At 59.0% G+C, this 17,312-nt stretch carries 16 protein-coding genes; 2 read left to right on the forward strand and 14 right to left on the reverse strand.

What is annotated here, in order from left to right; translation table 11 throughout:
* Nucleotides 1–240: 240 nt before the first annotated feature.
* From ACTRWG_RS11385 to ACTRWG_RS11445, 13 genes are all read right to left on the reverse strand, one after another.
* Nucleotides 241–2,601, reverse strand: coding sequence for a copper-transporting P-type ATPase (locus ACTRWG_RS11385; protein ID WP_027236565.1), 2,361 nt, complete (start codon nucleotides 2,599–2,601; stop codon nucleotides 241–243).
* Between the two features lie 47 nt (nucleotides 2,602–2,648).
* The gene (locus tag ACTRWG_RS11390) at nucleotides 2,649–3,551 is read right to left on the reverse strand and encodes a ribose-phosphate diphosphokinase (protein WP_027236564.1); all 903 of its coding nucleotides are present in this window, start codon (nucleotides 3,549–3,551) and stop codon (nucleotides 2,649–2,651) included.
* Nucleotides 3,548–5,053: a thymidine phosphorylase family protein gene (locus ACTRWG_RS11395; protein WP_027236563.1), complete on the reverse strand. Its 1,506-nt coding sequence runs from the start codon at nucleotides 5,051–5,053 to the stop codon at nucleotides 3,548–3,550. The genes ACTRWG_RS11390 and ACTRWG_RS11395 overlap by 4 nt, the downstream gene beginning before the upstream one ends.
* Nucleotides 5,050–6,435 carry an MBL fold metallo-hydrolase RNA specificity domain-containing protein gene (locus tag ACTRWG_RS11400; RefSeq protein ID WP_027236562.1) on the reverse strand — a complete coding sequence of 462 codons (1,386 nt, stop codon included), beginning with the start codon at nucleotides 6,433–6,435 and terminating at the stop codon, nucleotides 5,050–5,052. The genes ACTRWG_RS11395 and ACTRWG_RS11400 overlap by 4 nt, the downstream gene beginning before the upstream one ends.
* A gap of 60 nt (nucleotides 6,436–6,495) precedes the next feature.
* The gene (locus tag ACTRWG_RS11405) at nucleotides 6,496–6,870 is read right to left on the reverse strand and encodes a DUF5676 family membrane protein (protein WP_167332325.1); all 375 of its coding nucleotides are present in this window, start codon (nucleotides 6,868–6,870) and stop codon (nucleotides 6,496–6,498) included.
* Nucleotides 6,871–7,414: 544 nt separating this feature from the next.
* Nucleotides 7,415–8,095 (reverse strand): TVP38/TMEM64 family protein, encoded by a 681-nt coding sequence (locus ACTRWG_RS11410; protein ID WP_051357808.1) that lies wholly within the window; start codon nucleotides 8,093–8,095, stop codon nucleotides 7,415–7,417.
* Between the two features lie 219 nt (nucleotides 8,096–8,314).
* Nucleotides 8,315–9,046: a DsbA family protein gene (locus ACTRWG_RS11415; RefSeq protein ID WP_154667788.1), complete on the reverse strand. Its 732-nt coding sequence runs from the start codon at nucleotides 9,044–9,046 to the stop codon at nucleotides 8,315–8,317.
* The gene (locus tag ACTRWG_RS11420) at nucleotides 9,043–9,525 is read right to left on the reverse strand and encodes a c-type cytochrome (protein WP_027236558.1); all 483 of its coding nucleotides are present in this window, start codon (nucleotides 9,523–9,525) and stop codon (nucleotides 9,043–9,045) included. Before ACTRWG_RS11420 ends, ACTRWG_RS11415 begins: the two co-directional genes overlap by 4 nt.
* On the reverse strand, nucleotides 9,522–10,916 hold the full coding sequence (locus ACTRWG_RS11425) for a multicopper oxidase family protein (protein WP_027236557.1): 1,395 nt from the start codon (nucleotides 10,914–10,916) through the stop codon (nucleotides 9,522–9,524). Before ACTRWG_RS11425 ends, ACTRWG_RS11420 begins: the two co-directional genes overlap by 4 nt.
* 392 nt (nucleotides 10,917–11,308) lie before the next feature.
* The gene (locus ACTRWG_RS11430) at nucleotides 11,309–11,896 is read right to left on the reverse strand and encodes a L,D-transpeptidase (protein WP_036797401.1); all 588 of its coding nucleotides are present in this window, start codon (nucleotides 11,894–11,896) and stop codon (nucleotides 11,309–11,311) included.
* 175 nt (nucleotides 11,897–12,071) lie between these two features.
* Entirely contained in the window at nucleotides 12,072–12,398 is a 327-nt protein-coding gene (locus tag ACTRWG_RS11435; RefSeq protein WP_226429034.1) for an SHOCT domain-containing protein, read from the reverse strand.
* Between the two features lie 13 nt (nucleotides 12,399–12,411).
* The gene (locus ACTRWG_RS11440) at nucleotides 12,412–13,812 is read right to left on the reverse strand and encodes an ATP-binding protein (protein ID WP_027236554.1); all 1,401 of its coding nucleotides are present in this window, start codon (nucleotides 13,810–13,812) and stop codon (nucleotides 12,412–12,414) included.
* Nucleotides 13,809–14,534: a response regulator gene (locus ACTRWG_RS11445; RefSeq protein WP_027236553.1), complete on the reverse strand. Its 726-nt coding sequence runs from the start codon at nucleotides 14,532–14,534 to the stop codon at nucleotides 13,809–13,811. The genes ACTRWG_RS11440 and ACTRWG_RS11445 overlap by 4 nt, the downstream gene beginning before the upstream one ends.
* A 172-nt stretch (nucleotides 14,535–14,706) precedes the next feature.
* Here ACTRWG_RS11445 and ACTRWG_RS11450 point away from each other — a divergent pair, with 172 nt between their 5' ends.
* Nucleotides 14,707–15,270: an EF-hand domain-containing protein gene (locus ACTRWG_RS11450; RefSeq protein WP_027236552.1), complete on the forward strand. Its 564-nt coding sequence runs from the start codon at nucleotides 14,707–14,709 to the stop codon at nucleotides 15,268–15,270.
* A gap of 519 nt (nucleotides 15,271–15,789) precedes the next feature.
* Nucleotides 15,790–16,149 carry a hypothetical protein gene (locus ACTRWG_RS11455; protein ID WP_036797399.1) on the forward strand — a complete coding sequence of 120 codons (360 nt, stop codon included), beginning with the start codon at nucleotides 15,790–15,792 and terminating at the stop codon, nucleotides 16,147–16,149.
* Between the two features lie 419 nt (nucleotides 16,150–16,568).
* Here ACTRWG_RS11455 and ACTRWG_RS11460 read toward each other — a convergent pair.
* Nucleotides 16,569–17,312 (reverse strand): hypothetical protein (locus ACTRWG_RS11460; protein ID WP_462829331.1); only part of this gene is annotated, 744 nt, incomplete at its 5' end.

A 17,312-nucleotide genomic window follows, 5' to 3' on the forward strand; every position in this document is an offset into this window, starting at 1 on the left:
GCGGACTCCTATGAACTAATTGCCTGGTTTCTTTGCTGTTTGCTGTTGCGTCTGCGATCCGGCGCGGGCCTCCCCGACCTCCTGCACCATCACGCTCTCCGCTCACGGCCCGGCCCCGGTTGTTCACTCGCCTAGTGTCGAAACAGCGGCCTGCAGCCGTCTGGCTCTGAACGCGGCGACCACGCCTGACTGCGCTTGCAACACCGGACAGAGAGGCGAGGAAAAGGAAAGTTTGCCCGGTCATATCTTTACCCCGCGTAGGCGCAGGGAATTGAGCACCACGGAAACAGATGACGCGCTCATTGCAAAAGCGGCAAACATCGGACTGATCAGAATGCCGAAGAACGGAAACAGTACTCCCGCCGCGACCGGCACCCCGGAGGCATTGTAGATCAACGCAAAGAACAGGTTCTGCCGGATGTTGCGCATGGTCGCGCGCGCCAGGCGCCGGGCACGCACGATGCCATCCAGGTTGCCCTTGACCAGAGTGAAACCCGCACTTTCGATGGCCACGTCGGCGCCGGTGCCCATGGCGATACCGACATCCGCCTGTGCCAGCGCGGGCGCGTCATTCACGCCGTCCCCGGCCATGGCGACGCTGCGCCCCTGTTCCTGCAACTCGCGGATAATTCGGGCTTTGTCCTGCGGCAGCACATCCGCGCGGATCTCGTCGATACCCAGCTTCCCGGCAACGGCGCGGGCCGTGCGCTCATTGTCGCCGGTGGCCATGATGATGCGGAAGCCCAGATCATGTAGCGCCTTCAGCGCGGAAGGGGTCGCTTCCTTCACCGGATCGGCAACGGCCACCAGGCCGGCCACGGCGCCATTCAGTACCACGAACATTACGGTTTCACCCTGATCCCGACGGGCATCGGCCGTAGAAGCAAGACCGGCAGCCTCCAGCCCCAGGTCCGCTATCAGGCGGAGGTTGCCAAGCGCCACCGCATGGCCGTCCACACGCCCCTTCACCCCCTTCCCGGTGACTGCATCAAATTCCGTGGCCTCACCGAGTTTGATGCCCCGTTCCAGCGCTCCGGTCACGATGGCCTCGGCCAAAGGGTGCTCCGAGCCTTTCTCCAACGTCGCCGCCAGCCGGAGCACTTCTGCTTCGTCATGGCCCGGCTCGGGCACAACCGCGATCAGCCGCGGCTTGCCCTCGGTCAGGGTGCCTGTCTTGTCGACAATCAGCGTGTCCACCTTTTCGAACCGCTCAAGCGCCTCGGCGTTCTTGATGAGCACACCGGCCTGCGCACCCCGGCCGGTCGCGGTCATGATCGACATCGGCGTCGCCAAGCCAAGCGCGCAGGGACAGGCGATGATCAATACGGCGACCGCCGCGACCAGGCCATAGCTCAGCGCAGGAGCCGGACCCCAGATCGCCCATCCGGCAAAAGCCAGAACCGCAACAGCAATCACGGCCGGCACAAACCAGCCTGCCACCTTGTCGGCATACTTCTGGATTGGTGCGCGGCTTTTCTGCGCCTTAGCCACCATATCGACGATCTGGGACAACATCGTGTCGGCCCCGACTCTCGTGGCTTCAATCACCAATGACCCGGTGCCATTGATCGTCGCACCTGTAACACTGGAACCCTCGACCTTCTCGACCGGGACAGGCTCTCCGGAAATCATGCTTTCGTCGACCGAGGAGCGTCCCTCCAACACCGTGCCGTCCACCGGCACCTTGTCTCCCGGCCTTACCCTCAGCCGGTCTCCCACCTGCACCTCATCTAGGGGGATCTCTTCTTCCTGTCCACCGATGCGGATCACCCGTGCGGTCTTGGGCGCCATATCCAGCAGGGCACGGATCGCCCGCCCGGTCCCTTCCCGGGCCCGCAATTCCATCACCTGCCCCAACAGAACAAGCGTGACAATCACTGCCGCAGCCTCAAAATAGACGCCGACATGCCCTTCGGCGTCACGGAAGCCGTCAGGGAACATGCCCGGTGCAAGTACTGCCGCAACGCTGAATAGCCAGGCCGCCGCCACTCCCATGCTGATCAAGCTGAACATATTGAGGTTCATGGTGCGGAACGAGTTCCAGCCGCGAACAAGAAACGGCCAGCCGCTCCACCAGACAACCGGCGAGCCAAGAAGCAGTTCAATCCAGAGTGTGTTACGTTCCCCGAAAATATCCCGGACACCTGCCAGGCCGGCATAGGGCCCCATGGTAAGAACCAACAATGGAACTGTTAGTATCGCACCGGCCCAGAGCCGCCGGGTGAAATCGGTGAGTTCTGGGTTTGGCCCCTCCTCCGCAACAGAACCTGCTTCTCGCTCCAGCCCCATCCCGCAAAGAGGGCACGCGCCCGGTTCGGTTTGCCGAACTTCCGGGTGCATTGGGCAAGTATACACAGGGCCTTCCCAGCCAATGGGAACCTTGTCATAACCTCCACTCAGAGCAGTTTTTCCATGCCCGAAAGCTGCGTGCCCATGGTGGTGAGCATGACCGGCCGTTTCCTTGCCAGCTTCTGGGACAAGGTGCATGCCGCAAATCGGGCAGTTTTCAGCTTCAGCGCTCCGAATGTGCGGGTGCATCGGACAAACAAATTTGTCTTCGTCTGCTACACTGGAGCTTTTATTGTTGGGAAGTTCGTTCATGTTATTGCCCTTCCGGTTGGGGAATGCCGCCATCGTGAGTTTTCAAGTCACTGTAAGGTCAACGCAGCCAGCGTATGATTTGCCGCCTCGGCTAGAAGCGGGGCGATGCCGATAGCATTGCTTTCATGAGGAATCGTATCGGTGGTCACGACTTGGCTTGCCCCGGCGGCCAGAATCTCGGCGTGAGCTTGCCCGGCAAAGACTGCATGGATTACCGCACACAGAGGCGGCTTGGCTCCGGCTTCCGCCAGCCGTTCGATTGCCCCCACCAATGTTCTCCCCGAGGACGCAATATCATCGACTAGAACTGGTGTGCCGGAACATCTCCACTGGCGGCCGGATTTGCTAACCTCAACTCTGCGGTCGCCGGAACGCACCTTGCGCAAAACCTCGTATGGACAGCCAACGAGCGAAGCGACCTCCGCAACCCATTGCCGGCTTTCGCTATCGGGGCCAACCAGCACCGGATTTTCAACACTCTCCGCGATCCACTGTGCCAGCAGTGGCGCAGCAGAAACCCGGCCAGCGGGAATGGCAAACAACTCATCAAGGGCCTGGATCCGATGCAGATGCGGATCCACCGTCACAAGCCAGTCAAAGCTTTCCTCGAGGAAACGGGCGAACAATCTGGCGCTAACCGCCTCTCCAGAGTGGAACCTCCGGTCCTGGCGCATGTACCCCAGATAGGGCGCAATTAGACCGGCGTGTACAGCGCCCATCTCGCGCGCCGTATCAGCGGCAAAGCGCAGCGGCATCGCATGCCGGTCCGGGTCACACAAAGAACACAGGATCACCGACTCGCGGCCTTCGAGATCACCATGCAGGGTTATCCGGCTCTCGCCATCCGGAAACCGGTGCCAGTCCACTGGCGCCACTTCTGCCCCGATCAGCGCCGCCAGTTGATCTGCCAGTGGACGCATATTGTGAAATGGGATCAGAACGGGTCTCATTTTGGCACCTCAATGCGGAAAATCTCTTTCTGCGCGCTGGAAAAATCGCTGGCATAGGCCAATTCGCCCGGCGTCTCAGCCCAGATTTCGAACAGGGGTTGTCCGAGCTGGACCAGTGTCCCGGGCCGCGCCATAAGCAACACCCCTGCGCGGGCCTGCTGCGGGGCCCCGGCCAGTTTTGCCACCCGGGCAATAAGGCGGTTGTCGATAGCTGTGATCACTCCATCGCAAGGGGCTACAAAAGGTATCCGGTAGGGGGCTTTAGCCGGCTCGGCAAACCCGCCCTGAGCCGCGCATATCGCCATGAACCGATGCTCCGCCGCGCCGCTGTCGAGCAAAACCCTCGCCCGCTCAACGCCTGCGGTTTCTCCGCTCATTTCCAGCAGGAGCCCAGCCAGTACCAGCGCCCGTTCTCTCAGATCGCCCGGCGCATCTGGTGTACGGCGCAGCACCTTCAGCACATCCATTGCCTCGAGTGCCGGACCGATCCCGCACCCTACTGGCTGGCTGCCGTCGCTGACATGAATCGCCAGGTCCAATCCAATCGCCCGGGCTGTGGCGCGCAGCCGCGCCGACAGGGCTTCGGCCGCATTTTCCGAACGCACTTTCGCGGTGGGCCCCACAGGGATGTCGATCACGACACGGTCCGATCCGGCCGCCGCCTTTTTGGAGAGAATGCTGGCAACCAATTGCCCGTCGCTGTCAAAGTCGAGAGGCCGCTCAATGCGGATCAGAATGTCGTCGGCCGGGCTAAGCCCCAAGGCTCCGCCCCAAACGATGCAGCCACCCTGCGCTTCGACAACCTTGCTCATGGCAGCAGTATCGAGCGCCACCGGAGCCATTACCTCCATTGTGTCAGCGGTCCCTGAAGGCGAAGTAATGGCACGGCTGGATGTCTTGGGGATCACAAGCCCTGCTGCCGCGACGATGGCCACTACGATCGGTGTGGTGCGGTTCCCGGGCAATCCGCCAACGCAATGCTTGTCCAGCACAGGCCCTTCGCCCCATTCCAGTGATCTGCCAGCCTCCTGCATGGCACGGGTCAAAGCGATGGTTTCACAGGTACTCAGATGCTCTCCTGCACAAGCCGTTACGAAGGCAGCCAGATCCAAATCCGACAGCCGGTGTGCCATCGCATCTTTTATGATCGTGGCGAATTGCGCTTGGTGCAGCCGCTCACCATAGACCTTGGCGCGGATTAGCGAAGCCGCCTCTGGCAGTTCGGGGTGGGAGAACTGACCCATATCACCCAGCCTCGGCCGCAATGCAGCCCAAGCTGCGTCGGATAGCGCTGCCGCTTCCGGACCCAGCCATCCTGCCCCGGTGACAACGTTCAGCGATGCGATCACCGACCGTCCGCCGCAGTCGATCCGCACCCGGGTCAGCGCACGAAATCCTTCGGCGCGGCAAACATGGCAGTCCAGATGCATGAAGACGACAGGCTGGCTGTAAGTGTCTATTTCCGCCCGTACTAGCGGAAGGCAATGTCTATCACGCGTCATCGCGGCGTCTCCAAACTGATTGTTTCAAGGTGCTCTGGCACCCTCGCTTTCCAGCCCAGTTCATGGTTGATGCGAAAACGCAGCGCGTCGGCCGCTTCTGGCTCACCGTGAGTTACATAGGTCATCCGGGGAGGGACCGGCGCAGCGCCCAGCCATTCAAGCAGCTCGTTGGCATCGGCATGGCCGGACAAGCTGCCCAGAGAGATCACCTCGGCCTCGATCGGGATGTCACGCCCAAAGATGCGCAAGTGATCTGCTCCGGCGGCAAGCGCAGCACCGCGCGTTCCGCTGGCTTGAAACCCCGACAACAGGATCGCGTTACGGCGATCCCCTCCATATGAAAGAACGTGATGCAAAATACGTCCTCCAGTCAGCATGCCGCTGGCTGAAATGATGATTTTGGGGAAAGGCATGGTGTTGATCTGCTTGGATTCCTCAACAGAACGCACACGCTTGGCGAGTTCAAACATATCCGAGCATTCGGCCCAACTGACCTTATGCTCCTTGTGATGGCGGTGATAAATTTCGGTGGCATTTGTTGCCATCGGGCTGTTTAGAAAGACCGGCACTTCGGGAATATCACCGCGTCTGCAAAGCCGCGCGATGTGATACATCAGCCCCTGTGCCCGCCCTACCGCAAAGGCCGGGATGAGGATTGTTCCGCCCCGCCCGATAACTCGGCGGATAACACGGGAGAGCTGCGCTTCGGCATCGACAGGCTCATGCTGGCGGTTGCCATAGGTGGATTCACACACGAGGACGTCCGCCCCCGCAAACGGGGTTGGAGAGCGCATCAGAGGGTCGCTTTGACGGCCGAGGTCACCGCTGAAATGCAATGCCGTGCTACCAAGGCATAATCGTATTTGCGCCGCTCCAAGCAAATGCCCTGCCGGGATGAAGTTGGCCGTGATCCCGTCGCCTAAATCGACTGGCGTGTCGAATGGTACAGTTTCCAGCTTGCTCAGCGCCTTCTGCGCATCCTTTTGCGTGTAAAGGGGGGTCGGGCGGGCATGGACCGAAAACTTCTTTCGGCGGGCAAAGGACGCCTCTTCCTCCTGCAGATGTCCACTGTCGGGCAGGATCAAGCCGCACAATTCCTTGGTCGATTGTGTGCAAATGACCTTGCCCGCGAACCCTGCCTTAACCAGCGCAGGGATATAGCCGGAATGATCGAGATGTGCATGTGTCAGGAGAACAGTATCGATAGATCGAGGCCGGACCGGAAAAGGCTTCCGATTGCGCAAGCGGAGCTGCTTGAACCCTTGAAACAGTCCGCAATCGATCAGGATCCTGCGACCGCGCCATTCAACGAGGTAGCGGGATCCAGTGACGGTCCCGGTGGCCCCGAGGAAGCGCAGGGTCGGTTGCTGCGACTTGCTCATTGCGCTTCTCCTCTTCTATTGCTCCGAACGCTTTAGGGTAGCAAGGTGACCTGTTGCACCTCATCCACGCGCGGCGATCACGTTGAAAATTGGCCCAAATACGAGTGCCACGAACCAACCGTAGGCAAAGGCTTCTGCTAGACCGATCAGGAAGGAAGTTGCTGTGAGCCACGTCATGCCAGGCATCAGCGAGATCCAAGCGCGGTACATCGCATACTGCGGAAAGATCAGATCGAAGCCGACACACAGCATATAAGTCACGGCCAGGAAAATGCTCAGCGCCCAGCCCAGCTTGACGACAGGGATACGCGGGGGCGCCATCACGTTTTCGGGGCCGACCTCAGAAACATGACCCGTTGCGCAAGGGCCGCATCCAAGCCGCAGCACAGCAAAGACTAGCAGAGCTGCAGTCGCAAAATAGAGTATGGCAAACACTTCTCGAACTCCTGAACACACCACACAGCATGTGAACCGGGCCGCTTGGCTGGACGCTCAACTGGACCGGGTGGTTGGTTCAAGAAAAATTCGGAGGGTGAGGAGACGGTGAAAGGGCTATTCCGTCCGCAAGCAGCCGGATATTGAATACGGCAACCGACATTTCCGGCTTCCATTCAGGCATCAGGACAAGTGGGAGTAGAGCCAAAGCGTGACACATTGCATGCAGTCCACAGTCACCCAAAGACGCAGGCACGCTATAGAGGCTTCGATCGTGCTGAATAGACTCTTGCTGCCCATAATCCGCAGCTAAGGCCTGAACATGGCTATAGCCAGATACTGAATGCTCTGCACCTACCGTTCGGTCCGCCCCCGCAGACGCCATCAGAATTGCAGACAACAGCAGGACCAGTGTCAGGTGAAGCGCCGAGCGAAGCCGCCGCAGTCCAATTCTCCTGTACGTTACTCCTGCAACTCCCACGATCCGCTTCTCCAAATGACTACTCAAGTCTACATGTTATTTGCCCGGAGGCCTTGATTTGCCTCAACCGCCTTGCTCTCGCTTCCAGGTTGCCCAAAGAAGAGGCGCTCCGGTCAGCAGCCCTAGCCCCAGCACTGCCCAGATGGCACCAGGTCCATCAGGCCCGGCCAGCTCACTGCCAAGATGCGCCAGGATGAAGCTCGCTGGCAAAATGCCAGCCGCGGTTGCGAGTGCGAAGCGCCAGAACCGCAATGCAGTCAGCCCTGCTGCATAGCTGATCAAGTCAAATGAGACGAAGGGCAAAAGGCGGCTGCCAAACACCGTCAGCATCAGTGCATTCTGCGATCCCATGAGACCTGTCTCAAGCTTAGCGCCCAGATAGCGCTGGATAGCCGAGCGCCCCAATCGCCGGGCAATCAGAAAGGCGATGATCGCTCCCAACTCGGCCCCCAGTGCAACGAGACCGGTGCCCAGCAAATGCCCGTAGGCCGCCCCGGCTGCCACCGCTACAGGAGCTGAAGGCAAAGGGCTGGCAACGATCGCCATAGTCATCAGCCCTACGATCACCAGCGGCCCCAAGATGCCAGCCGCATCGACCCAAGCTGTAATGTCTGCACGCGTCATTGCAGGCGGCAAAGCATCAGCCTTCCAAAGAACAAGCACCATCAACAAAGCGACGGCCATAACCGCTAGCACCGACCTGTGGCGGCGACGGAAATCCGGTAATCGTCCTGTGCGCAGCATGTGCCTTCCTCGTCGAAATCGTTGGCGCGTTTTTTGATGTACCGCCATCTTCCACAGACTAGGACATTTAGGATTGGCCGATCCACCTTGCCCGGATGGGCAAATGTATCGCTCAGTCGTAGCAAAGCGCTTTGCGACAGCTCGATACAAAATAGGCGAGTTTTCCAAGCAATATTGCACCGGCCCTGATTGATGTTGCCCGCAATAGAGCAATCGTTATTAATCCGCAGCTTCGCGTGCCTGTTTTACCAATTCTTGCAGTTGCGGTTGCTCAACAAAACCGGGAATCAAGTTTTCGCCAATTACGAAAGAGGGCGTGCCGTTGAAGCCCAACTTGCGCGACAGCGCCATAGAAGTGGCAATATGCTCCTCCACCTCCGGCGCGTCCATGTCCCGGCGCAGCTGTTCCACGTCCAGCCCGGTTTCACGTGCGATACGGATGACCGAAGCCTCTGTGGCCCTGCCCTCCATTCCCATCAGCGCCCAATGGAATTCTTCGTACTTGCCTTGTTTGCGCGACGCCAGAGCGGCACGTGCAGCAAAGACAGAACCCTCGCCCAGGATGGGCCACTCGCGGTAGACCAGCCGGACATTGTCATCATCTTTCAGCAGCCCCTGCACCGGAGCCATCGCACGGCGGCAATAGGGGCAGTTGTAGTCGAAGAACTCGACAACTGTTACATCCCCTTCGGGATTGCCCAGAACCGGGGCGTTGGGATCGCGTTCCAGCGTGGCACGGTTGTTGTCAAGAACCACCCGAGCAGCTTCAGCTTTGGCGGCGTCCTGGTCAAGCTGCAGCATTTCGACCGCCTGCATGATGATTTCGGGCCGCTCCAGGATTGCCTCATAGACCAGTTGCTTGATCTCCGCCTCTGTCAATTCTTTGGCCAAGCCGGGCAAAGGCAAAAAGGTAAGACAGAGTAACGGCAAAATACGTTTAGGACGGATCATTGGTTTCTTCCTTCTTGCTGGGCTTCTACTTCTGTTCTTTCTGCTTGGTACCGCTGCTCGCGCTCGGGCCAAGCTGATTTTATGAAATTCAGGATACCGCGAATTTGCGCATCACTCAGCTGGCTGCCAAAGCCTGGCATGCCGCTGTCCAAGGCGACTCCGCTGTTTGCTAGCGCAGCCTGCCCCCCCAATTTGGTATATTCGAACAGCATTCGGTCAGAATGGTGCCAAGTGTGGCCCGTCTCATCATGCGGAGGCGCCGGCAGGCGGCCATCCTCCCCTGGGCCGCGCCAATTCGGCTGGCCCTCAAGATTTGCCCCGTGGCAAGACGCACAGTACTCCGCATAGAGCACCTTTCCCTGTGCAACTGACACCGCATCAGCCATTGGCGCGACCGGGAAAGAAGGCCGGAAAACCCACGCCGCTGCAACTCCGGCGACCGCCAGCACCGCCGCCGCACTGATGACCGCCCGCGTCATGCCTGCACCCGGATCCAGGTCATCATGCCAGAGGCCGCATGCGAAAGCATGTGACAGTGGAATGCCCAATCGCCGGGATTATCGGCAACAAAAGCAATCTCGTGGCTTTCGCCGGCAAAGCTGAGAAGCGTGTCGCGCAGGTGGCCCATCGAGCCATCGGCATTTACGGTGCGGAAATGCATCCCGTGCAGATGCATAGCGTGCGGGAATGCTGTGTCGTTGGACACTGTGACCCGGACAGTCTCGCCCCGCGCCACCGTGGCCAGCGGAGTCTGCGTCATGCCAACAGTACCGTTGAAGGCCCAGAACTGGTTCGCCTCCACCATTTGCCGGAACCCGGTGTTCTGCCCGTTAAGAACAGCACTGCGCAGCGAACCCATTGCTCCGCCAGCCATGTCAAGCCGCAGCTCCCTCGCAGCATCCAACCCCGTCACCTCCATCGCCGGGTTCGGCGGAAGCGGCGCCGGGGAACCGCGCCGGGCGCTACTGGACACGCCGCGCACCGGGAAGGCAGCCTGGGCATAGCCTTGATTGTCCTCGATCCGCGCGAGAAACGCCTCTTCGCCGTCTCCGGCTGTGACATCTACAAGGAGATCAGCACGCTGGCCGGGACCGAGCAGCAAATCTCCCGAAACGGTCTTGGGTGCTGGCAGCGGCATCCCGTCCAGCGCCATCACCCAGCCCTCGAAGTTGACCAGCGCCAGCATGAAGATCCTAGCGTTGGAGGCATTGATCAGCCGAAGCCGGAGCCGCTCATGCCGCTTGACCGATTGGGTCCAGGCTGACTGTCCGTTGGTCGAAATGAAATTGCCCAACCGGCCAGCATGTGACCGGTCATGGCGCGTCTCGAAGTCTGGATTTAGCTGCCCGCCATCAGGTTCCAGCAGCCAGTCATCGAGTACCAGTGTGATATCCCGGTCAATATCCGGAGGTGCCTTTTCGTCAACAATGAGCGGGCCGTGCAGTCCGCGCGCCACCTGTTCGACGGACCGGTTGTGCGCGTGATACCAATAGGTGCCTGCATCCCGAACGGTGAAATCATAGTCGAAGCTGCCCCGTGGCTGAACCGGTGCCTGGGTAAGCCCAGCAACCCCATCCATCGAATTCGCCGCGCGGATGCCGTGCCAATGGACCGTGCTTGCCTGCGGCAGATCGTTGACAAAACGCCGTCGCACCCGGCCGCCTTGGGGCACCCGGATTTCCGGTCCCGGCGTGCCGCCTGAATAACCCCAAATCTCAGTTTTTGGGTAGTCTGACGGCAGTAGCTGCACCGCTTTGACGGTGGCGCGCAACTCCATCATGTCCGGCACCAGGGCATCCCCCCGGACCGGCAATTCCGCCAACACGCCAGCGGCACCCGCCGCTGTCAGAAACCCTCGTCTTGAAAACATTTCTCTTTCCTCTCAGACAAGCGAACCGCGAGGGACGGTTCACTGATGTTCTGATTATCTCAATAATCAGAACATTCACTCAGTTTGGCGGAGGGCGGTATGCCTCTACTGCTTCCAAACCGCGTCTCCCTTGGCTTTGCACTGCCGCCTTCCAGCATGGGAACGTCAATGCCGCCTCATCACCATTTTTGTATCCGAGAGTATCCCAGACACATTCGCCCAAGTTCTTAGGACGGGCCCGAGCGCCTGCTTTTCCATGACAGGCTTCTAGAGCTCCCACACCGCGCCCCTGCCAAGGCCGTGGTGCGGTTAGTGAACGTTTGGGGACGCATCTCTCTGCATCTCGGACCGAACTCTGCCTATCCGACAACCGGCAAGTCCTATGCGCAACCTCAGGCTGGCAAGTTCACCACGGGGTGAAGCACAACCCGGGTATCCAACGGCACCCTGTCGTAGAGGTTGATCATCTGATCGTTTACCAGCCTTGCACAACCATTCGACACGCGCCGTCCGATTGTGTCCGGTTCATTGGTGCCGTGAATACGCAGAAACGTATCCCCGCGCCCGGGCTGAAACAGATAAAGCGCGCGTGAGCCAAGTGGATTACCGAGACCACCGGGCATGCCATCGGCAAACCTGGCATAGCGGTGCGGTTCGCGCTGTATCATGTCCGGTGTCGGCTTCCAACTGGGCCACACCTTTTTCGCGCCGACATAGAATTCGCCCGCCTCGTACAGGCCAGGCCGGCCAATCCCGACCGCATAACGGATCGCGCGGCCCTCAGGCAGCGTCCAGTACAGTGCGAACTGCTCTGGATCCACATGCACCTCATATGGCGTAAGGTCGTTCTGGATGCGCACCTCGCGCGGCAAAAGCTCTTCGGGCATATCGTAGACCGGAAGCGTTGGCGTATGCGCGCTGCCCTTTGAACCCAGCACCGTCAACGCCCCTGCCCCGACAATGAAATCCCGTCTCAGCATAATTCCTCCTTCTGACTGTTTCACCGGTACCGTATAGTCTTCTGAGCCCCTGCCAAAGATTAACACCCGCTGCGCCCTCGATAATCAGCACGTCTGCTTGCCTGCCATTTCTTTCACGAGCCCCTGCCTCCGGCTCAGCCTCTGACACGCGCCGCAATACGCGGAGCATGAGATGTCATTCGTCGAGTGCGGCCTTGCGGCGCCTGAACTCTTCTTCGTCGATTTCACCTTGGGCAAACCTGCTGCGCAGCACCTTCAGCGCGTCACTAGAGGTGTCCGGGCCTGCGCTACGCTTGTCAGTCAGCCATCGCACCGCCACTACGATGAGAGCAATAAACGCTCCCCAGAACAGCAGCATCATCAGGGCGCCGAGCATACCGAAGCCGCCTGCCCACATCATGTGGCCATATCCCCGGTCCCAGTCACCCGAAGTATCCGCCCAAGCCACAGCAGAAGCCAAGGGCAGAAGCACAATTGCCAGAGTTGCAACCTGTCGTTTCATCTTTGTCTCCGGTTCACGTTTCAATTTCGGTTTGATCCTTCGCCAGAGGGATTGCGAGCGTCGCCAACAGCCCGCCATCCGGACGGTTAGCCAGGGTTATGTCACCGCCATGAGCCCGCGCAATCGTACGAGCGATGGATAAGCCGAGCCCGTAGCCGCCGGTTTCGAGCGACCGCGACGCCTCCAGCCGCAGAAACGGATCAAACACCCGCTCCAAATCTTCCTCAGGGATACCTGGGCCGGAGTCTACCACCGTGATCAAAGCGTTTTTGCCATCGATCCCGTATCCAACCCGCGCCCAGCCACCATAGCGCAGCGCGTTCTCGATCACGTTGCGCAAAGCCCGCCGCATCGCGTTTGGCCGCAGGCCAACTTCTGTCGTCACCCCTGGATGTAAATCGAAGCGATCAAGCATATCAGCGCGCAGCTGTTCCAGGAACTTACCCAGTTCACACACCTCTAGCGGCTCGGACACCGCCAGCCCCCGGGCGAAAGCCAATACCGAGTCTACCATGCTCTGCATTTCCTCGATCGAAGATATGAGGCTGTCCCGGGTTTCCTCCTCGTCGACAAATTCTGCCCTGACCCGCATAGCTGTCAAAGGCGATCGAAGGTCATGGCCCAACGCCGCCAGCAGCCGGGTGCGATCTGCAACAAAACGTTTCAGGCGTTCTTGCATCCGGTTAAACGCATCGGTCAGATCTTGCACTTCGCATGGCCCTACCGCAGGCAGTGCGTCCACGTCTTCTCCCCTCCCCAACCGGTCAGCAGCAACGGAAAGCCTGCGCAGCGGTCCCGTTACCCGGCTCATCAAGAACCAGAACACAACAATTAGAATGAAGCCCGCTGTAAGCGCAAAAGTCAGTGTCGAAAAAAGCGGCCATTGCAAAGGCGGCCGTTCAAACCGGGTATCAACATTCAGCCATTGGCTGCCAGACAACGCAATGGACAGCTTCAATTCAATCGCCGACATGTGTCCGCGCATCATTTCCCGGTGCATAGCGGCCATTTCCTGATCGAGGTGGGGCAGCGGCAGATCCGCGCCATCAACCTCATGCAGCTCAACCCGGATCTCGCGGCTGAAGTTACCATCCAGAAGTGCCCGCACTCGCTCTTCGACAATCCCATTGCCGTTATGCGTCATATGTTCGACTTCGGGCTCCGGTGCGATACCGAACCGTACCAGCGGCGAATTCGCAGCCCGTAGAATCGAGGCGTGTAGACTTGCAGGCGCTTCTTCGATCAGTCGGGCCACATTGGCGGCACGTCCAGCAGTTTCCGCTCCGAGAGCCGCGCGTACCGCCAAACTGCGCTCGTCGACAAATAGCCAAAGGCTGACCGCCTGAGCGGCGGCCAGCGCCAGGATCACCAATAGCACCAGTTGGCCGCGCAGACTGTTGAGGACACGCCTCATCCGTCCATCACCTCTACATCTGCCGCCAAGCTATAGCCGCCGTTGCGCACGGTGATGATCAGGCGCGGCTGCATGGGGTCCTGCTCAATCTTGCGGCGCAAGCGGCTGATCTGGTTGTCTATTGTCCGATCCAGCGGCGGCGCCCGCCGGCCCGCAGTTAAATCCATAAGCTGATCCCGGCTCAGGACCAAACGCGCCCGCTCCAGCAAAACCGTCAACAGCTTGAAGTCGGCACCGGTCAGGGCAGTTTCCTGCCCGGTGCCGTCAATGAGGACACGACGGTCGCTGTCCAGCACCCACTGGGCAAACCGAACGTTTTTCCCGGCCAAGCGGCCTGCCAATGGTTCGGAACGATCGGTGCGGCGCAAGATCGCTTTGATGCGTGCCAATAGCTCGCGCGGATTGAATGGCTTGGGCAAATAGTCGTCGGCACCGATCTCCAGGCCGACTATCCGGTCTGTTTCCTGCCCAAGGGCCGTCAGCATAAGGATTGGGATACCGCCTTCCCCAGACAGTCTCCGGCAGACCGAAAGCCCGTCTTCACCCGGCATCATCACGTCCAGAACAATCAGATCGAAATGCCCGGTTGCCAGTTTCGCATCCATCTCTGCCGCGTCTTGCGCTGCAGTTGCGCGCATGCCGTTCTTTTCCAGGTATCGTGTTACCGCAGCCCGGATTTCACGGTGATCGTCAACGACGAGAATATGTGGCATTTCATTCATTTGCATCGATTATAGGTTATTGCTGCAAGTGGTCCTGCAGAGTTTTGTCGCAGAATGTATCAACTGCTTCGGCTGTGACAGGGCGATACAATTCCCCGACCCGGCGCTCTGGCAAGCTCACGCCTGACATCCCAAATTGGATGTATCCAAACACCCTGGGAAAGGTCTGGACATGACGAATTTGAAACTTATTGCGCTTACTCTCGCGGTATCCGGCACATTGGCGGGCGCAGCACTGGCAGAGGCCAGCCACGGCCACAGCGGCAAACCCGGTGCCAATACATCAGGCATGATGCAACAAAATGCAGATTCGCAGATGATGGGCCGAGGTATGATGTCTGACATGAAGCGAATGCATAACATGATGATGCAGATGCACGGGCGGCACGCCATGGGCAGCGCCATGATGGACCGCCAGATGTTGGGCATGGGCAAACCCGGCATGTTGGCGGAAAAACTTCAATCCGCTCTGAAGGAGTACGACGCGGACAGCAATGGCACGCTTTCGATCGATGAGTTCGAATCCTTCCACAGCGCTATAATCCGCGAACAAATGGTAGACCGTTTTCAACATCTCGATGCAGACGGCAACGGCGCGGTGACTGAGGAAGAGATCTCAGCCCAGACGGCACGCATGAAGCAGATGATGGCAGGATCCGGCATGGCCCATAGCGGTCAGCAATCCAAAAGCAATCAGCCCGGCAATGGTATGATGGACCAGCCAAAGGATAACTGATCCTCAAGACACTTTACTGGATGCCACCTGGCACTGCCTGATGGCATCCTTTCTAGGGGCAAGTATCTCAACGTATCCCTTAAAAGCTGGGCATTTTTGCTGTACTACTAAGCAGCGGCAAGCTTGTGGCGGGTGATCGAACAATTACTCGCTTGCCGATTGCTAATGCAAAGTAGATCCCTTTTCTCGCCCCATAGCCGTACCCAGGTCATTTCCGCAAATGATGCACTCCCATCGTTTCCGAGACACGGAAACACGCAGCTGCTGGACGCGTTCGCGGTGGACCGTGGAGCAGGTTACCGGCCGTCACGTCTTTCCCGACGGCTCAGCCGATCTGCCGGCGCGAAAGCTCTAAAGTTCTATATTTGTTAAACATTTTGACACCGGCCTGCGGCATCTGGGTCCAGCGCGGGGCGCACCGAAGATTGGAACAGCTCATTACGTTTCAAATTTTCGAGTCGTGCGCAGCGGCAATTTGTGCTATTTTTGTCACGAGGCGAGCGCTGCGGGAGTTGGGATATGTATATCCTTCCAATAGTGTTTGGTCTTCTTCTTTTTGCCACGCCTAGCGCGGGTCAACAGACAGTCTTTCACACAGCCAGTTTCCCGGACGCCACCACGGTTCAATTGAGCGTGACCCAATACCAGGTCACCAGCGAGGAAGACTTCGACTTTGAAGTCGCCATCAAACTGGTTCAAACAGATGCAAACGGCACAGTTCTCTACGACGACACTAGGAAACACCCGGTTCGGGTCAAATGCGGAGAACCGGCATATGTCGACACTGGTCTCAAAAGATTCATGATCAACACAGCCACCCCCAGCGGCGATTGGCAGCACGACCTTTGGGCTATGCTCTGCACAACAGCAATATCCTGAATGCCAGCAAAGCGTCATACCAACCCTGAAGTTGGCTCAGAAACCCTGTCTCCAGCCATACTGAGAACAGCGGTAAGGGTTAGTCCGGCCGAAGGCGCTCACCGAGACCATTTCGAGCTTCGGCGTCAGACACCAATTCGACAACCAGGCGACCGTATCACTTTCGTAACCCTCGTCCACAGATCTGACAGCTTTTTCGATGATACCTAGCACGACCTGAACGTCGCCTGGCACTTCTGAAACCACCAGGGGACCGTATCCAAAAAATGGACAACACTTGATAGTGCCTTCTGAGCCGGCTGGACTTCTGAATACCCTCGCGTTTTTTGTTCCTGACGAGGCACTTAAATAAGTCTCTGGTTCCGCATGTTGAGCGGATCGTCTCAGAGGTCATTTTAGCATGTATTTAGCACTGTTGCCTACACTGGCCCATTCCCCGGCTCCCCACGCGAGATCCCTGACAGCCGCGCATCATCTTCCGGCGCCCATTTCTGACGCAGGCCGCGCACATAATCCGCGTCCTGCTTCAGCTTTTGCCGTTCCTTGGCGAGGACGCGTTTCACGGTCCGGGCCACCAGTTGAGCAATACGCGTGACTATCCGCATTGCTGGACGGATTTCTTTCAGCGTTTCGGCCCGCGCACCCTTGGTATCCGGAGCGGCCACGCCCCAGGTCAAGCCTGCCTGCTGATCCGCAGACGCCTCCCGCCAGCAAATCGCCCCTTCAGCAACCAAATCCAACCCGGACTCGATGGCATCCGTGATGACCTCTGCCACCGTTGCCTTCAACCGGACCTTTTCTTCTGCCTCCTGCAGCCTCTTCTCCTCAGCCAGCCGGGCAGCCCGGGCCTCAGCAGCCGCTTTCTCTGCCTGACGGCGGTGCTGAACCATCTGCTGCAGCTGAGCGGCCAGATCAGATTTCTCCGCCTTCGTGGCGTTCAGCACCTGCTCGGCCTGTTGCCTTTCTTGGATAACCCGCGCGCGTTTTTCCTCTTCGGCCTTCCGCGCTGCCGTTTCGGCCCGGTACTTTTCTGCAGCTTCTTCCGCCCTTGCCTCATACCCTTTCACTCTCGGCTCCAATACCCCGACCTCAGCCACAATTTTCTTTTTCAGAGCATTCGCGGCGTCAGCCGCTTTTTTATTCTGCACAGCCTCTGCCTCCGC

The organism is Leisingera sp. G5_S3_59_S7 (assembly GCF_054968485.1).